17 protein-coding genes are annotated in these 16706 nt (G+C 63.0%); 10 read left to right on the top strand and 7 right to left on the bottom strand.

What is annotated here, in order from left to right; all coding sequences use genetic code 11:
• The first annotated feature begins 96 nt into the window (after window positions 1–96).
• Complete coding sequence (locus GR197_RS14330) at window positions 97–717, top strand: TetR/AcrR family transcriptional regulator (RefSeq protein ID WP_164010603.1); 621 nt, start codon at window positions 97–99, stop codon at window positions 715–717.
• Here GR197_RS14330 and GR197_RS14325 read toward each other — a convergent pair.
• Complete coding sequence (locus tag GR197_RS14325) at window positions 676–1962, bottom strand: MFS transporter (protein WP_164010865.1); 1287 nt, start codon at window positions 1960–1962, stop codon at window positions 676–678. The two genes, GR197_RS14330 and GR197_RS14325, sit on opposite strands and share 42 nt — an antisense overlap.
• 217 nt (window positions 1963–2179) lie before the next feature.
• On the opposite strand from GR197_RS14325, the gene GR197_RS14320 reads away from it, so the two are divergent.
• On the top strand, window positions 2180–2521 hold the full coding sequence (locus tag GR197_RS14320) for a nuclear transport factor 2 family protein (RefSeq protein ID WP_164010602.1): 342 nt from the start codon (window positions 2180–2182) through the stop codon (window positions 2519–2521).
• A gap of 16 nt (window positions 2522–2537) precedes the next feature.
• Here the strand turns inward: GR197_RS14320 and GR197_RS14315 are convergent, their stop codons facing one another.
• Entirely contained in the window at window positions 2538–3269 is a 732-nt protein-coding gene (locus GR197_RS14315) for a sulfite exporter TauE/SafE family protein (protein ID WP_164010601.1), read from the bottom strand.
• 162 nt (window positions 3270–3431) lie between these two features.
• A complete protein-coding gene (locus GR197_RS14310; protein WP_164010600.1) occupies window positions 3432–3758 on the bottom strand; it encodes a hypothetical protein in 327 nt (108 codons plus the stop codon).
• Window positions 3759–3968: 210 nt separating this feature from the next.
• Between GR197_RS14310 and GR197_RS14305 the strand changes: the two genes are divergently transcribed.
• Window positions 3969–4571 carry a superoxide dismutase gene (locus tag GR197_RS14305; protein WP_018484355.1) on the top strand — a complete coding sequence of 201 codons (603 nt, stop codon included), beginning with the start codon at window positions 3969–3971 and terminating at the stop codon, window positions 4569–4571.
• Window positions 4572–4687: 116 nt separating this feature from the next.
• Complete coding sequence (locus tag GR197_RS14300; RefSeq protein WP_164010598.1) at window positions 4688–5533, top strand: metallophosphoesterase; 846 nt, start codon at window positions 4688–4690, stop codon at window positions 5531–5533.
• Window positions 5534–5904: 371 nt separating this feature from the next.
• Here the strand turns inward: GR197_RS14300 and GR197_RS14295 are convergent, their stop codons facing one another.
• Window positions 5905–6597, bottom strand: coding sequence for a helix-turn-helix transcriptional regulator (locus GR197_RS14295; protein WP_164010596.1), 693 nt, complete (start codon window positions 6595–6597; stop codon window positions 5905–5907).
• A 129-nt stretch (window positions 6598–6726) separates the two neighbouring features.
• On the opposite strand from GR197_RS14295, the gene GR197_RS14290 reads away from it, so the two are divergent.
• From GR197_RS14290 to GR197_RS14280, 3 genes are all read left to right on the top strand, one after another.
• Complete coding sequence (locus GR197_RS14290) at window positions 6727–7362, top strand: LysE family translocator (RefSeq protein WP_164010593.1); 636 nt, start codon at window positions 6727–6729, stop codon at window positions 7360–7362.
• A 132-nt stretch (window positions 7363–7494) separates the two neighbouring features.
• Window positions 7495–7935 (top strand): c-type cytochrome, encoded by a 441-nt coding sequence (locus GR197_RS14285; protein ID WP_164010591.1) that lies wholly within the window; start codon window positions 7495–7497, stop codon window positions 7933–7935.
• A 141-nt stretch (window positions 7936–8076) separates the two neighbouring features.
• Window positions 8077–8991 (top strand): cytochrome c, encoded by a 915-nt coding sequence (locus GR197_RS14280; RefSeq protein ID WP_164010588.1) that lies wholly within the window; start codon window positions 8077–8079, stop codon window positions 8989–8991.
• A gap of 12 nt (window positions 8992–9003) precedes the next feature.
• Here GR197_RS14280 and GR197_RS14275 read toward each other — a convergent pair whose 3' ends face one another.
• A complete protein-coding gene (locus GR197_RS14275) occupies window positions 9004–9498 on the bottom strand; it encodes a GNAT family N-acetyltransferase (RefSeq protein ID WP_164010585.1) in 495 nt (164 codons plus the stop codon).
• A 276-nt stretch (window positions 9499–9774) separates the two neighbouring features.
• Here GR197_RS14275 and dmeR point away from each other — a divergent pair, with 276 nt between their 5' ends.
• The 3 genes from dmeR (at window position 9775) to bla (ending at window position 12099) form a co-directional block, all read left to right on the top strand.
• A complete protein-coding gene (gene dmeR / locus GR197_RS14270) occupies window positions 9775–10047 on the top strand; it encodes a Ni(II)/Co(II)-sensing transcriptional repressor DmeR (protein ID WP_164010582.1) in 273 nt (90 codons plus the stop codon).
• A 23-nt stretch (window positions 10048–10070) separates the two neighbouring features.
• Window positions 10071–11081: a CDF family Co(II)/Ni(II) efflux transporter DmeF gene (gene dmeF / locus GR197_RS14265; protein WP_164010579.1), complete on the top strand. Its 1011-nt coding sequence runs from the start codon at window positions 10071–10073 to the stop codon at window positions 11079–11081.
• Window positions 11082–11208: 127 nt separating this feature from the next.
• The gene (gene bla / locus GR197_RS14260) at window positions 11209–12099 is read left to right on the top strand and encodes a class A beta-lactamase (protein ID WP_164010577.1); all 891 of its coding nucleotides are present in this window, start codon (window positions 11209–11211) and stop codon (window positions 12097–12099) included.
• A 471-nt stretch (window positions 12100–12570) separates the two neighbouring features.
• Here bla and GR197_RS14255 read toward each other — a convergent pair whose 3' ends face one another.
• The gene (locus GR197_RS14255) at window positions 12571–14910 is read right to left on the bottom strand and encodes a glucose/quinate/shikimate family membrane-bound PQQ-dependent dehydrogenase (protein ID WP_164010574.1); all 2340 of its coding nucleotides are present in this window, start codon (window positions 14908–14910) and stop codon (window positions 12571–12573) included.
• Between the two features lie 203 nt (window positions 14911–15113).
• A complete protein-coding gene (locus GR197_RS14250; protein ID WP_164010571.1) occupies window positions 15114–16616 on the bottom strand; it encodes a protein adenylyltransferase SelO in 1503 nt (500 codons plus the stop codon).
• Window positions 16617–16706 lie beyond the last annotated feature (90 nt).

Below are 16706 nucleotides of genomic sequence, written 5' to 3'. Positions count from 1 at the left end.
CAGCCGGCCGATGCCGGCTGTCAATGCCATTGAACATTTGTACTGTTCCGCATAAAATAACCTTAGTCAAGAATTTAATGCGAAACGGTACAAAATATGAAGGATGAAAAGAAGCGCGGCCGGCCGAGGGGTTTCGACGCCAAGGCCGCACTCGCCAAGGCGCGGGATGTCTTCTGGGACAGGGGCTTTGCCGCCGCCTCGCTCGACAATCTGAGTGCCGCGACCAAGCTCAATCGTCCGAGCCTCTATGGCGCCTTCGGCGACAAGGAGGATCTCTATCTCGATACGCTGGAGGGTTACCGGCAGGACGGCATGGATGCGCTGGCTGAGGCGCTCGATCCGTCATTGCCGCTGCGCGACAATCTCGCCCGCGTCTATGCTGGCGCGTTGGCGGTGTATCTGCATGGTGAAACCGCCGCGCGCGGCTGTCTGCTGATCGGCACGGCAACGGTCGAGGCGGTCGAGCATGAGCGGGTCCGCGAGGTGCTTGGCCGCAGCCTCAACGATTTCGACGGCGAGATCGAAAAGCGTATGCGCCTTGCCGTCGAAAGCGGCGAGCTTCCGCAAGGCGCCGATCCGCAGATGCTGGCAATGCTTGCTTCCGCCGTCATGCATTCGCTCGCCGTCCGCGCCCGCGCCGGCGACAGCCGCGAGACGCTGGAAGCGATCGCCAGCTCAGGCGTCGAGCTGATCTGCGGGAGCGTTCAGCGAAGCTGACTGGGGGTCCGTCTCGGCATCCCGCGGCCGCACCATCCAGGCATAGGCAGCACCGCCGAGAAGCAGCACCGAGGTGCCGAGGAAAACCGCCGGCATGCCGATATGGCCGCCGACAAAACCGCCAAGGACCGGACCGGCGACCTGGCCAATATATTGCGAGGAGATGGAAAGCCCGAGAATGCTGCCGGCCGCGCTATCCGGCACGCTGTGGCGGATGACGGCGGCGATGCAGGGCAGGAGCCCGCCAAGTGCCAACCCCATCAGGAAGCGCAGGACGATCAGCTGCCAGGAACTGGTGACAAAGGCCTGCGGGATCAGAAGCAGTCCGGCGACGGCGAGCGCACCTGAAATCACCGGCCAATGGCCGATCCGGTCGGCGAGCTTGCCGAGCCGCGAGGCGGAAAGAATGCTGCCGAGGGCAGCGGCCGACATGACGATGCCCGAAATCATCGTGACTTGGTCCGCCACCGGCACGATCTGCGCGACATAGACGGTGATGATCGGCTCGATCGACATATTGGCGAACATCAACAGCATGCCGGTCGCCAGCATGGCGATGACAGGCCGTTTGTCGGGAATGGATTTCCAGCCGCCGCTCGCCTTGGCCGCCTGTTTGCGGGCCGGCGACTTCTCCTCCTTGATCAAAAAGGTCGTGGCGAGAAAGGCGAGGAAGATCATCGCCCCGGCGGCGAGAAATGTGCCGCGAATGCCGATCACGGGCGGCAGCGCCCCGCCGATCAGCGGCCCGACGAGATTGCCGGCCATGATACCGGAAGAGAGAACGCCGAGCGCCCAGGCCGAGCGGTCTTTCGGCGTCTGCGTCGCCACCAGCACCATCGAGCCGGAGGAATAACCGCCGGCAAGCCCGACGAAGAGGCGCAGCGCCACCAGCTGCCAGACATTGCCGGCCATGCCCATCAGCGAGATCGCCAGCGTCATGCCGAGGCTGGCGCGCACCAGCATCAGCTTGCGGCCGTAAATGTCGCCGAGCCGTCCCCAGATCGGCGCAACCAGCGCCGCGGCCAGGAAGGTAGCGCCATAGGCGATGCCGGACCACTGCACGATCGCCGCATGGTCGCTGACGCCGAGCTCCTCGACATAAAGCGGCAGGAAAGGCAGAAGCAGCGTCATCGCCACAATGGTGGTGAAGGAGCCGATCAGCGAGATCGCGAGGTTGCGCCTCCAGTGGATCGAGCCTGTCTTGGAGCATGATGCCGAAAAGTGTGAGCGGTTTTCGGACGACATCATGCTCTACTCTTTAATTGAGAACAGGATTCAGACTTTAGGCCGGCTCGGCCTAAAATCATCCTGTTCGCGCTCGCCGCGTCCAATTGCGTATCGGTCATTCCATGCCTCGGCGTCGATCATGAAGGCGCAGTTGTGCGGCAATCTGGATCATCTCGGGTAAAAGTGCTAGACGTACTGATTGCGTGATGCAATCGGTTAATCGGAGGATATTGCCATGAACGATATGCGCACGAGGCAACGGACCGTCCGCGATCTCTACGCCGCTTATCTCGAAGACCGCAAGGATAAAGTCGGCGCCATGCTGACGGAAGATTTCACCTTCTCCAGTCCGCGCGACGACCATATCGACCGGGCCACCTATTTCGAGCGCTGCTGGCCGAAGGAACCGTTCTTCCGCGCTATCCACATCGAGTTCCTGGCGCTCGACGGCGACGAAGCGGTTGTTCGCTACCGTGCCGAAAAGCGCGACGGCGGCAGCTTCGGCAACATCGAAAGCGTTCGTTTCCGCGGCGACAAGATCGCCGCCGTGGAAGTCTATTTCGGCCGCAATCTCTGATCGCGGTTGGCACGGCTTACAGGATCCGGATTGCCGACGTGACGATGATGACCATCGAGACAGCCACCATCAGCGGCCGCACCGGCAGCCGCTTGACGAGGACGGCGCCGAAAGGCGCGGCAATGACGCCGCCGATGATCAGGCCGATCGCCGAATTGAGCTCCGACCAGCCGAGCGTCAGGATGAAGGTCAGCGAAATCGTCAGCGTCACCGCGAATTCGGTGAAATTGGTCGAGCCGATCACCCGCTTCAGGTCGTGGCCGCGCCCAATCAGCGTGCTGGTGACCACAGGTCCCCATCCGCCGCCGCCGATCGCATCGAGCACGCCGCCGCAAAACCCAACCGGCGGCACGGCCCAGTCGCGCACCTCGCGTTTTGCCGGCGGCCGAAAAGCCTTGTAGAGAATCAACAGGCCGATCGCGACCAGATAGGCCGACACGAACGGCGCGATCACCTTGCCGTCGATATTGGCCAGCAGATAGGCGCCCATCGCGCCGCCCATCATACCGGCCGGTGCCAGCCGCGCCACCAGGCGCCAGTCGACATTGCGATGATAGGCATGCGAAATGCCCGACGCGGCCGTGGTGAACATCTCAGCCACATGCGTCATGGCGCTGGCATTGGCCGCAGGCACCCCGAAGGCCAGAAGGCTCGTCGTCGACAGCACGCCGAAGGCCATGCCGAGTGCGCCGTCGACGATCTGCGCGCAAAAGCCTACCACGATGAAAAAGAAGATATCCGATGTCATGCGGTCCCCTCAGACGAACGGTAGCATCAGAACCCGCGATGCGGAAAAAATTTTAATATCAGGCGGACAATCCGCTGTTTCAGCCGGGCGATCTTGAAGAAGCCGTTCGGAAAGACCGGCAGGATTTCGACGGCGTTGCCTGGCAGGCGGTCCCGCGGCGGCCTATTTTGCCGGCATGAGCCCAAGCTTTTTGGCATCCATCTCGCTGCCGATCTCGACGGTTTTCTTTTGCTTGTCGTAGACGCAGATCTGCGCAATCAGGCCCTTGGCGCCCTTCGGTTTCCCCGTCAGCAGGGCAAGCCCGTAATGCGAAGTGCCGAAGGGATCGACGGCGGCATTCGGATTGTCGATGGCCACAGCCGCCTTCTTGCACTTCGCCTCCACATCGGCTGCCATCTGTTTCCAGGCGTCATCCGAGGAGGCGAACGCCGCAGCTGACAGCAAAGGAAACGTGGCCATGGCCAGCAGTGGGATTATATTCCTGTTCATATTGGGTCTCCATTGATGTCTATCGTGGGGAAGCGGTTTTCGGGGCGGGTATCCCAAGCAATTGCAGGCGCGATTCCAGCCCGGCAACTGAGGCAAATTTTCCTCCGACGGATCGTTTTTTGATATTTCGCCGGTTGCCTCTCCCCCTTTCCCCTCCTATGTTCCGCCTCACCTGCCGATGACGCAATCTATTGCAAGAGGAGATCTGATATGGCTTTCGAATTGCCTGAACTTCCCTATGATTACGAAGCGCTTGCTCCCTTCATGTCGAAGGAAACGCTGGAGTTTCACCACGACAAGCACCATAAGGCCTATGTCGACAACGGCAACAAGCTTGCCGCCGAAGCCGGGCTTTCCGATCTCTCGCTCGAAGACGTCGTGAAGAAGTCGTTCGGCACCAATGCCGGCCTCTTCAACAACGCTGCCCAGCACTACAACCACATCCATTTCTGGAAGTGGATGAAGAAGGGCGGCGGCGGCAACAAGCTGCCGGGCAAGCTCGAAGCGGCCTTTACCTCCGATCTCGGCGGCTACGACAAGTTCAAGGCCGATTTCGCCACTGCCGGCGCCACCCAGTTCGGCTCCGGCTGGGCCTGGGTTTCCGTCAAGAACGGCAAGCTCGAAATCTCCAAGACCCCGAACGGCGAAAACCCGCTGGTCCATGGCGCCACTCCGATCCTCGGCGTCGACGTCTGGGAACACTCCTACTACATCGACTATCGCAACGCCCGCCCGAAATATCTCGAGGCCTTCGTCGATAGCCTGATCAACTGGGACTACGTCCTGGAACGCTACGAAGAAGCCACGAAGTAAGCGGCATCCGACTTGCCGCCTCGCTGAATTAGGCACCCGGCGCCCAAACGCCGGGTGTTTCGTTTTGAAAGACGAGCCGTCACATCCCTGTCATCGGCCGCTTCTAATCACGCTCCATGTCTTCCTCCGCTCTTCCCCTGTTCCGCTTCGGCATTATCGCCGACCCGCAATATGCGGCAATCCAGCCGCATGCGGCCATGGACCGCTATTACGCCAACAGCCTCGCCAAAGTCGCCGCGGCGATCGAGGTCTTCAATGGCGAGGAATTGAGCTTCGTCATGACGCTCGGCGATGTCATCGACCGCAGCTTCGCAAGCTTCGACGATATCCTGCCGGTCTATGACAGACTGAGGCACGAGGCGCTCTTCCTGCTCGGCAATCACGATTTCTCGGTCTCCTCCGGCCATCTCTCCGAAATCGCCACCCGCCTCGGCATGCCGTCGCCCTATTACAGCTTCCGCCGCCACGGCTGGCGTTTCATCGTGCTCGACGGCAACGAGGTCAGCACCTTCGCGCCGCCCGAAGGCCATCCGCATCGGGCGCTGGCCGCACAGATGCTGGCGGAGCTGCAGGCCAGGGGTGCCCCGAATGCCCATCGGTGGAACGGTGCGCTGAGTGACCAGCAGTTCGCCTGGCTCGGCGATGAAATATCAAGCGCAGCCGAGGCCGGCGAGAAGGTGATCGTCCTCAACCACTATCCGGTCCATCCCCCCAGCGCGCACGACATGTGGGATCGCGACCGCATCGTTGCATCGCTCGCCTCGCACGACAACGTCGTCGCCTATCTCAACGGTCACAACCACGTCGGCAATTACGGCAAGGCCGGCGCCTGCCACTTCGTCAACTTCAAGGGCGTCGCCGACACCGAGACCGAAAACGCCTTCGCCATCGTCGAAGTCCACCCCGACCACATCGAAATCCGCGGCTTCGGCCGCGAAGAGAGTCGGACGCTGGCCTATTAGGCTGGGAGAGACTGCCAATTGCTGCTTCTGTCATGCTCGGCCTTTACCGACTCTATAACAGAAATTGACCGAGATTGCGGGGTGCCCCCCCGAAGAAGCGCCCAACCCACCAACGGTGAGTTTGGCGGAGCGCAACCCCACCCTCCGTCATCCTCGGCCTTGAGCCGAGGATCCATGCCCGCTGCTGATGGAGGTCGGCGTGGATCCTCGGGTCAAGCCCGAGGATGACGGAAGGTGGGGCAGATGTCGGCGGTCCTTTGGCGGCGTCGAAAATGTGCCAGGATGAAAGCGCTTCCCCGGGGCCGCATGGCGCTGATCTCCCGCTCGTGCCTCAAACGCTGCCAACCTGTTCGCATAAATGCCCTCACATTTCACACCGGCACAGCCTTCTCCGTCCAACCGCTCGTCCACAATTCCCGCAGCCGGTCGCCATCACCTTTGAAGAAATCTTCGCTTGCCGCGCAGCGCTCCACCCGGTCGCTGCGGAAATTGCGGATCGCCTGGCGCAATTCGCACCAGGCGACGATATTGGCGGTCTGCGAATAATAGATCAGCGCGATCGGCCGGATCGTTCGTTCCGTCGCCCGGCCAACCTCGTCGCGGTAGTCGAGCATCAGCTTGCGTTCGTCGCGGATCGCCCGGCGCACGATCGCAAGGTCGAAGCCCGCCGGCTGCGCGATCGAGCCCCAGGCATAGAGCGCCTTGCTGTCCATTGCCTGGCGCAGCGGCGCCGGTACGGCGCCTGATATCTTCCGGTTGACCCGGCGCGCCGCCTGTTTCAACTCCTCGTCGGCCGTCCGTTCGAGCAGCGCCAGCGACAGCACGATCGCCTCCATCTCTTCGATCGAGAACATCAGCGGCGGCAGGTCGAAGCCCGGCCGCATAATATAGCCGATGCCGCGCCCACCCTCGATCGGCACGCGCATCGCCTGAAGGGCGGCGATGTCGCGATAGATCGAACGCACGGTCACCTCGAGCGTCTCGGCCATAACAGCCGCCGTCATCGGCTTTCTGGCGAGCCTGAGGATCTGAATGATCTCGAAAAGCCGCGAGGCCTTGCGCATTTTGCCTCTCCCATCCCTTACGCTCCTGACAATACACTGTCAGTTGGGTTCCCGTATAGAGCCGCCTATCGAGTTGAAATCAATCAGGGTCTCTGAAAACGGCTCGCAGAACTCAAGGCGGTAACTGACATGAACTACCACGAAAACCTCTGGCTTTTCTTCATCCTTCTCTTCGGCATCATCATCGTGCCGGGCATGGACATGCTCTTTGTGCTCGCCAATTCGCTGACCGGCGGCGTCAGGCGGGGGCTTGCGGCAACCGGCGGCATCATGGCCGGCGGCGCCGTGCATTCGGCCTATGGCGCGGCCGGCGTCGGCGTGCTCGTCACCATGCTGCCGCAGCTTTTCAACGTGCTGCTTGTTGCCGGCGTCGCCTATATGATCTGGATCGGCATTTCCTTGATCCGCAGTTCGATCACCGTCGAAGCGGTCGGGCCGGGCACGGCACGCTCCGGCTGGCGCGCCTTCCGCCAGGGGGCCGTCACCTGTCTGGTCAATCCCAAGGCCTATATCTTCATGTTCGCCGTCTATCCGCAGTTCCTCAAGCCGGAATATGGCCCGGTCTGGATGCAGGGGCTGATCATGGGCGCCATGACGGTTGCCACCCAGTTCGCCATCTACGGCACGCTGGCGATGACGGCCGGCCGCAGCCGCGACCTGCTTGTCGCAAATCCCGACGTCACGGCCTTCGTCGGCCGCTTCGCCGGGCTGCTGCTGGTTGCGGTCTCCGCCTTCAGCCTCTGGGAGGGGTGGAAAACCGCTTGAGACGTCTGTACGTATCACGTTGTTTTTATGGTGATCCGGCAAATTGTGACTAGCTGGACACGTAGATTTTGTCATCCTCCCGGTGCAGATTGGCGATCGGCCGCTCTAGGTCGAGGAAAAATGGAGAGGAATATGAATTGGAAAGCAGTAGCTGCGGCCCTAGCGATCGCCGGCATGGCCTTCGGTTCGGTGACCGCCGCCGATGGCACCCATGATGCGCGCATCGCGCTGATGAAGCAGATCGGTGGTTCGGCAGGCGCCTTGGCAGCCATCGCCAAGGGCACCAAGCCCTATGATGCCGAAGCGGTGAAGGCGGCGCTGACGACGATTGCCGCAACGGCCAAGGTTTTCCCCGACCAGTTCAAGCCGGGCACGGAAACCGGCGACGACGAGGCGAGCCCGAAGATCTGGGAAAACATGGATGATTTCAAGGCGCGCGCCGCGAAGCTCTCCGCTGATGCCGAAACCGCGCTCGCCCAGCTTCCGGCCGATCCCGCGGCTGTCGACGCCACCGTCAACACGCTCGGCGCCAGCTGCGGCGGCTGTCACAAGGCCTATCGCATCAAGAAGTGAGCGATAGGCCGTGCAGCGGTTTGCGTCCGGAATTGCGCAAACAACAGATAAACCGCGATCCGCGCCAGCCTTGCCGCTGGCGCGGATCGCCTTATGTGGGATCGACCGGCGGATAAATGTCGGCGAAAGGGGAGGCGGGGCATGATCCGCAGGTTCATCCGGTTTCTGCTCTGTCTGATCGGCGTCGCCGTGCTCGGCGGGGGCGCCTTCTATCTGGTGACCGCGCCCGATCCGCTGCCGGAAAGCCATTGGGCCGGTCTTGACGCTCCGGATACGGCCAACGGTCAGATGGTCTTCTGGGCCGGCGGCTGCGTCAGCTGTCATTCAGCGCCCGGTTCTGAAGGTGACGCAAAACTGACGCTGTCAGGCGGGCTGGCGTTGAAGAGCCCGTTCGGCACATTCCACGTGCCGAATATCTCACCCGATGAAAAGGCCGGCATCGGCGCCTGGACGCTGGCCGAGTTCGGCAATGCGATGAAGCGCGGCGTCGGCCGGGATGGTGAGCATCTCTACCCCTCCTTTCCCTATGGCTCCTATTCCCGCATGAGCGACAAGGACGTCAACGATCTCTTCGCCTTCCTGAAAACCCTGCCGAAGAGCGCAAACGTCGCGGCCCCGCATGAACTGCCGTTCCCCTTCAACATCCGGCTGGTGCTCGGCGGCTGGAAATTCCTTTATTTCAACGACCAGCCGCGTGTTGCGCTCGCCAAGAGCGACGACAAGATCAAGCGCGGGCAATATCTCGTCGAAGGCCCCGGTCATTGCGGCGAATGCCATACGCCGCGCGATGCGCTTGGCGGCTTCCAGGCAGATCAGTGGCTTGCCGGCGCCCCCAATCCGGAAGGCAAGGGCCGCATACCCGATATCACCCCGGCCTCCAAAAGCATCGGCGGCTGGAGCGAGGCCGATATCGCCAGCTACCTCGAAACCGGCTTCACGCCAGATTTCGATACCGCCGGCGGCTCGATGGTCGATGTGCAGCAGAACATTGCCCGTCTGCCGGCCGGCGACCGCGAGGCGATCGCCGCTTATCTGAAGGCCGTGCCGGGACGGTAGGACAGGCCTGCCTCAAGCGATCGACTGCATATAACGCATGCCGGTCACCGGACGTGGGGTGAAATCCATCTGTTCGTAGAAGCGGTGCGCCAGCACGTTTCCGGTCGCGGCGCTGACGGAGAGGTAGCCGCAGCCGGCATTGCGGGCGGTCTCGCGGGCGCGGTCGACGAGCAACTGGCCTGTGCCATGACCGCGGTGGCCGTCGCGCACGAAGAGATGGTGTAGGTCCATGCCGCGCTTTCCCTCTTGCGCCCTGTAGAGCGGCACCAGAATGGCGTAGCCGATCAGCCCTTCGCCGGTTTCGGCAACGAGCGCCGTGATCCACGGCAGCGGGCCGAACAGGTCGCGCTCCAGCTGCTCCGGCGTCGTTCCCGCCGCATCGCCGTGATGGGCGGCAAGCAGGGCGATCATCGCGTTGAGCTCGGGCAGGTCGCGCGGCTTGGCGGCGCGGATCGTCACCACCGATGGGCGCATCAATGAAATTTCGCTGTCTTCGATTTCGGTCATGGTCTTCGCGTCCTTTGATAGTCTGCCGTCAGGACGCTGCCGATACAACAAAGCCGCCTGACGGCGGCTTGTTGACAATATGATCTTGTCCGGCCGCCCTTTACAGGTACAGCCAAAAATACGAGCGGCTCTGGTGCGCGTTTTTGATCATGGGCCATCAATTGTCGGAAACGCGGCGTTTGTCAATGGCGTCAGGGACGCTGAAACACGCCATCCGCCTTGATGCTGGCCAGCTCTCTTGATAGTATACCCCCCTATGCTATATGAGGGCTAACGATGTCGCACACCACCCTGCAGAAGAAGAAGCTCGTCGCCCGTGTCAGCCGCCTGAAGGGGCAGATGGAGGCGGTCCAGCGGGCGCTGGAGGCCGAGCGCCCCTGCGGCGAAATCCTGCAGCTGCTTGCCTCCGTCCGCGGCGCCCTGACCGGGCTGACCGGCGAGGTGCTCGACGATCACCTGCGGGAACATGTGCTGAATGCCGCCGATGATGCGGCAAGGGCCGAGGCGGTCGAGGAAATATCGGAAGTCTTGCGAACCTATATCCGCTGAGTGCCGTGACGAAGGAGCCTGTAATGAGTGCCGGAATCGGGAAAGCCGCAATGAATAGCTCTGAACACGACCATGTCTTCCTCGGCGCCGATCATCAGCGCAACGAGCGGCGCATCTGGCTGGTGATCGCGCTGACGGCGGTGATGATGGTGGCGGAAATCGCCGCCGGCACCGTCTACGGCTCCATGGCCCTGGTCGCCGATGGCTGGCACATGTCGACCCATGCCAGCGCCCTGCTGATTTCGGCGCTCGCCTATCTCTTCGCCCGCCGGCAGGCGCGCAATCCGCGTTTCACCTTCGGCACCGGCAAGCTCGGCGATCTCGCCGGCTTCGCCAGCGCCATCGTCCTGGCTTTGATCGCCCTGTTGATGGCCTGGGAAAGCCTGCTGCGCCTTTCAAATCCGGTGCCGATCGGCTTTGCCCAGGCGATCGCCGTCGCGGTGATCGGCCTTGCCGTCAATCTCGTCAGCGCCTGGCTGCTTTCCGGCGGCGGTCATGCCGGGCATGGCCATCACGCGCATGGTCACCATGCGCACCATCACGGCGACCATGCCCATCACAGTCATGGTGATCACGGCCACCACCACGCCCACGATCATCACGGAAAACCCGGCGACAACAATATCCGCGCTGCCTATCTGCATGTCATCGCCGACGCCCTGACCTCCGTGCTCGCCATCGCGGCGCTGACGCTCGGCAGCCTCTACGGCTGGCTCTGGCTCGATCCCATCATCGGCATCGTCGGCGGCCTGGTCATCGCCAATTGGTCCTGGAGCCTGATGAAATCCTCGGGCGGCGTCCTTGTCGACATCGTCCCGCAGGGCGAGACTTTGCCTGCGGAGATTCGCCAGGCGATCGAGACGGAGGAAGACCGGATCACCGATCTGCATGTCTGGCAGGTCGGCCCCGGCCACCATGCGGCGATCGTCGCGGTCGTCACCTCTGAGCCGCGCGAGCCGGCCTTCTACAAAGGCAGGCTTTCGGCGCTGACGGAATTGTCGCATGTGACCGTCGAGGTCACACGCGCCGCGTGAGCGGCGTGCGGACGACATGGTCGCTCGGCGGACAACAAGATTGCTCGGCGGACGACGAAGTCGCCGCGGGGACGAGATGCTGCCGTAATCGCCGCTTAGCTCTGTCTTCCTCACCGCCGGAGGAATCATGGATCTCAGTCTTACCCGCCGCATGCTGATAGGCTCGGCATTATGCCTGCCTGCGCTAACGCTTCCTGTCAGGGCCCAAGAGAAGAGTGAGGAGGACAACGACAACATCGAGCGCCGCCTTGCCGCGCTGGAAAAACGCACCGGCGGCCGTCTCGGCGTCTCGGTGCTCGACACGGACACAAGCATTTCCTTCAACTATCGCGGCAGCGAAGCCTTTCCGATGTGCAGCACCTTCAAGGCGCTGGCCGCCGGCTTCGTGCTCGCCCGTGTCGACAAGGGCGAGGAAAGCCTCGACCGCCGGGTGACCTACGGCAAGGACAAGCTGGTCGACTATTCGCCGCTCAGCGAGAAACACGCCGGTACCGATGGCATGACGGTGGCCGAACTCTGCGAGGCGGCGGTGACCGTCAGCGACAACACGGCCGGCAACCTGCTGCTCGAAAGTTTTGGCGGCCCGGCGGGTTTGACCGACTGGCTGCGCTCGATCGGCGACGGCACCACGCGTCTCGACCGCACCGAACCGACGCTGAACGAGGGCCGGAAGGACGATCCGCGCGACACGACGGCACCGGATGCGATGCTCGACACGCTCGGCAACCTGACGCTTGGCTCGATCCTCACCGAAGCCTCTTCGGACAGATTGATCGCCTGGCTGGTGGCCAGCACCACCGGCGGCGAACGGCTGAGAGCCGGCCTGCCGAAGGAGTGGAACGTCGGCGACAAGACCGGCACCGGCCCGAACGGCTCCCTCGGCGACATCGCCGTCATCTGGCCCCCCAACCGCGGCCCGATCGTCGCCGCCGTCTATATCGCCGAGGCGACCGCGCCGGCGAAGGATCTCAATCCGGTCTTCGCCGAGGTCGGGCGGATGATTGTGGAGATGGTGTGAATCGGGGAGGTGCGAGGGCCGGATCGGTGCCCACGGGAAAACCCCTGGCCGGTTGCATACGGATCGGGAATTGCTCCAGGCGTCTCGGCTCCTGCCGCATAGCTTTCCCCACTCTCCGTCGTACTCGGGCTTGACCCGAGTATCCACGCCGCAAGCACTTCGCTTGAATTTGTCCGACGGTGGTCGCCTGATCAGTCCAACAAAACGAAGCGCTTGCGGCCATGGGTCCTCGGGTCAAGCCCGAGGACGACGGAGGGTGGGGGAGTGTATGGGCAAGAGGCGAGATCGCCTGGAGAAATTCCAGCGCCAGCGATTTTGCGTTGGGATCGCGTAAAAAATAGGCGGCAACTCCAACAAAATCACCGCTCGCTTGCGGTCCTTGCCCTACGGGCTCCCCAACCCTCCGTCGTCCTCGGGCTTGACCCGAGGACCCACAGCCAAAAGCACTGCGTTGAGAGGGCACCTCCTCCATCAAGGCAGCGTATAAGCAATCACATAATCGCCGGGTTTCGTACCCACAGAGCCGTGGCCGCCGGCGACCATGACGACGTATTGTTTGTTGTCATCGGCCGTATAGGTCATCGGCGTCGCCTGGCCGCCGGCGGGAAGCCGGGCCTGCCAGAGCTCTCTGCCGTTGGTCACGTCGTAGGCGCGCAGATAGTTGTCGACCGCAGCGCCCAGGAAGGCGACGCCGCCTTTGGTCAGCATCGGTCCGCCGATCCCCGGCACGCCCACCTTGAAGGGCAGGGGCAATGGCGTCATGTCGTGCACGGTGCCGTTCTTGTGCATATAGGCGATCTTGCCGGTGCGCAGGTCGACGCCGGCGACATAGCCCCATGGCGGCGCCTGGCAGGGGATCTTCATCAGCCCGAGGAACGGGCCCATGAACACGCCATAGGGCGCGCCGTCATTGCGGTTGAGCCCCTGTTCGCTGCCCTTTTCGTCCTGGCCGCGCGGCGGAATATCGGCGGCCGGCACCAGGCGCGAAGTGAAGGCGAGATAGGTCGGCATGCCGAACATGATCTGCCGCTCCGGATCGACCGCCACCGAGCCCCAGTTGAAGGTGCCGAAATTGCCGGGATAAACGATCGTGCCGACAAGCGACGGCGGCGTGTAGCGGCCCTCGTAGCGGTAACGATGGAAATCGATGCGGCAGGCGAGCTGGTCAAACAGCGACACGCCCCACATGTCCTTTTCCTTCAGCGGCTCGGGCGAGAAGGTAAGATCGGAGATCGGCTGCGTCGGCGCGGTGTGGTCGCCGGAGACCGCACCACCGGGCGCCGGAACCTCCTTGACCGGGATGATCGGCTCGCCGCTGCGCCGGTCGAGCACATAGAGATCGCCTTGCTTGGTCGGGCCGACCAGGGCCGGAACCACGCTGCCATCAGGCTTCGTCAGGTCGATCAGCGCCGGCTGGGCGGGCACGTCCATGTCCCAGAGATCGTGATGCACCGTCTGGCGCACCCAGCGCATTTGGCCGGTGGCGATATTGAGAGCGACGATCGAGGAGGAGAATTTCTCGACATTGTCGCTGCGGTTGATGCCGAGCTGGTCTGGCACCTGGTTGCCGAGCGGGATGTAGACCATGCCGAGCGCCTCGTCGACGCTGAAGACCGACCAGCTGTTCGGCGAGTTGGTCGTATAGGTCTGGCCTGCGGGGAGCGGCGTCGTCACATCGGGATTGCCGGAATCCCAGTTCCAGAGCAGCGCGCCGGTCTTGATGTCGAAGGCGCGGATGACGCCGGATTGCTCCTCAGTCGAATAATTGTCGTTCACCGCTCCGCCGACGATGATCTTGCCCGCCACCGCGACCGGCGGAGAGGTGGAGTAATAATAGCCGGCCGGATTGTAGCGCATGCCGGTTTCCAGGTGCAGCACCCCCTGATCGGCAAAGCTGGTGCAGATTTTGCCGTCCGCCGCGTCGAGCGCAATCAGTCGGGCGTCCGATGTCGGCAGGTAGACGCGCTCGGCGCAGGGCTGGCCGGCGGCCACAGTGGGATCGGCATAATAGGTGACGCCGCGGCAAGTCTGGTGCTGGCGATCCGGGTTCATGCCGGAATTGGCGTCGTATTTCCATTTCTCCTTGCCGGTCTTGGCGTCGAGCGCGATCGCCCAGTTATGCGGCGTGCAGAGATAGAGCGTGTCCTTCACCTTGAGCGGCGTCACCTGATAGGTCGTCTCGCCGACATCGTCCGGCCGCTTGACGTCGCCGGTCTGGTATCGCCAAGCCTCCTTGAGGGTGGAGACATTCGCGGTCGTGATCTGGTCGAGCGGCGAATAACGCTGGCCGAAGGGCGTGCGACCGTACTGATGCCATTCGCCGTCGGGAACGCTGCCGCCGAAGGCGGGGTTGGCGGCGACCTGATCCTTCGGCAGCTCGCCGGCAAGATCGTGCGGATCCGTGGTCATCGAGTAGAGAGCGACGAGGATGGCGAGAATGACGGGCACGGCGAGCGGCCATGGATTGGCGCCGTAGGTGATGCCCGTCGGGCTACGAAAGCCGAGCGGCCGGCGGATCCACGGCGTCAGCAGCCAGAGGCCGAGGAGGATGATCATGCCGCCGCGCGGGCCGAGCTGCCACCAGTCGAAACCCACCTCCCAGATCGCCCAGGCGAGTGCCGCGACGACCAGCACCGCATAGACCCAGAGCGCCACCGCCTTGCGCATCAACAGCAGCCCGGCGGTGATGAGGAACATCAGCCCGGCGAACAGATAGAACATGCTGCCGCCGAGCGTGACGAGCCAGAGCCCGCCGCCGCTAAGCGTAAGCCCGATGATGATGAAGAAGATGGAGGTGATGACGATCGCCATAAGGCTGTCTCCCGCTTGATTTAGCCGGGGTGAAGGATCGGCGGAAAAGTCCCGCCGATCAGACAGATAGCGCGAAGGAGATGCCTTTCAACGGCCATATTTGCCGCAGGCTGATGTCACGGTACGGTTGCATTGAACCGGGCCGCCGTGTCGAATCTAACTCGATTTCGGGCGATGGCCGTAGCCAAACGGCAAAGCCGCGCTCACGTCCCGCAAAAGGTCGCAAGCACCCGTTCGTTGGGCTGCGGCGGTTCCCGATAGGCGGCAAAACCCGGCTGATCCTCATAGGGTTGCGAAAGCACGCTCAACAGCGCCTCGAACAGCGAGAAATCGCCGTTCTCGACCGCGGCCTCGATTGCCTGTTCGACGCGGTGATTGCGTGGAATGAAAGCCGGATTGACGCTGCGCATGGCGATCGCGCGCTGAGCCGCCGTCTGCGGATCGCGTGACAGCCTGTCGCGCCATTGCGTGAGCCATGTGCCGCAGGCTTCCGGCTCGCGAAAACTCGAGGCAAAGGCGGTCTCCGCGGTCTCATTGCCGGCGAGATCCGACAGCCGCCGGAAGGTCAGGGTGAAATCGGCGCCCTGCGCCTGCATCAGCGACAGTAGCGCCTGCACCAGGTCGAGATCGCCGTCCTCTTCGCCGGCAAGGCCGATTTTCTCTCGCATGCCGGCCAGCCAATGCGCCTGGAACCGTTCGCCATAGGCGCGGATCACCGCATTCGCCTTGTCGACCGCGCCGTCCGGCTCTTCGTCGATCAGCGGCAGCAGCGTTTCGCCGAGCCTTGCGAGGTTCCATTGGCCGATGCCGGGCTGGTTGGCATAGGCATAGCGCCCCTGCTGGTCGATCGACGAGAAGACGGTGGCGGGATCATAGGCATCCATGAAGGCGCAGGGGCCGAAATCGATCGTCTCGCCGGAAACGGTCATATTGTCGGTGTTCATTACCCCATGGATGAAACCGACATGCAGCCAACGGGCAATCAGCGCCGCCTGGCGCTCGGAGACCGCCGAAAGCAGCGCGAGGTAGGGATTGTCAACTTCTTTCAGGTCGGGATAGTGCCGGTCGATCACATAGTCGGCCAGCGCCCGCACGCCGTCGGTGTCACCCCTGGCCGCGAAATACTGGAAAGTGCCGACGCGGATATGACTTGCCGCGACCCGGGTGAAGACCGCACCCGGTAGCACTTCTTCGCGGTAGACCGGCTCGCCTGTGGTCACTGCCGCCAACGCCCGCGTGGCCGGAATGCCGAGCGCAAACATCGCTTCGCTGATGATATACTCGCGCAGCACCGGCCCGATTGCCGCTCGCCCGTCGCCGCGGCGCGAAAAAGGTGTTGGTCCGGCACCCTTCAGCTGGATATCGAAGCGCTTGCCGCTGTGGTCGATCACCTCGCCAAGCAGGATCGCCCGCCCATCGCCGAGCTGCGGCGAGAAGCCGCCGAACTGATGGCCGGCATAGGCCATCGCCAGCGGTTCGGCGCCTTCGGGAACAAGATTTCCGGAAAAGATCGCCGCACCGTCGCGGCGAAGCGCCTCGACGTCGAGCCCAAGCTCGGCGGCGAGCGGTTCGTTGAGCTTGATCAGCCAGGGCTCCGCCACCGAAGTCGGCGCCTGCGCCGCAAAGAAGCGCTCGGGCAAGCCGACATAGCTGTTGTCGAACGGAAAGGCCGCGCCGGCCCGGTTTTTCTGCAGGGTGGAGGTCATGCTTCATAGGTAGGGCCGGGGTGCCCGCGGCGCAAGCCGAATTGGCCGGAGGGAATGACCTTCACGAAGCACCGCCCGATGCAAGTAATC

This window comes from Rhizobium phaseoli, from assembly GCF_010668805.1.
GTDB lineage: Bacteria > Pseudomonadota > Alphaproteobacteria > Rhizobiales > Rhizobiaceae > Rhizobium > Rhizobium phaseoli_A.
The sequence above is the reverse complement of the archived record's forward strand: the minus strand, read 5'-3'. Positions and strand labels throughout refer to the sequence as shown.